Origin of the sequence: Mycobacterium arosiense ATCC BAA-1401 = DSM 45069, assembly GCF_002086125.1 — a bacterium.
In the GTDB taxonomy this organism is placed as follows: domain Bacteria; phylum Actinomycetota; class Actinomycetes; order Mycobacteriales; family Mycobacteriaceae; genus Mycobacterium; species Mycobacterium arosiense.
Genome location: NZ_MVHG01000454.1, coordinates 1 through 229, shown reverse-complemented (window position 1 = coordinate 229; position 229 = coordinate 1). Strand labels below are relative to the sequence as shown.

The 229-nt window shown below is 64.2% G+C and carries 1 pseudogene; it reads left to right on the top strand.

Annotated features, from left to right (window positions below):
- Positions 1–229, top strand: a pseudogene (locus BST14_RS32525) (hypothetical protein); the annotation flags it as partial.

Below are 229 nucleotides of genomic sequence, written 5' to 3'. Positions count from 1 at the left end.
GTCGCCGATCGAGGCCAGCGAGGTGATGGCCCTGGGCATAACGGGGGTACACCAGATCAAGGAATACAAGCGTTTCTACCCCAGTTCCGAGCTGACCGCGCAGTTGATCGGCCTGGTCAACATCGACGGCCGCGGCCAGGAAGGCACCGAACTGGGCTTCAACGACTGGCTGAGCGGCAAGGACGGGGTACGCGAGGTGGCGATCAACCCGCGCGGCTCGCTGGTCAAC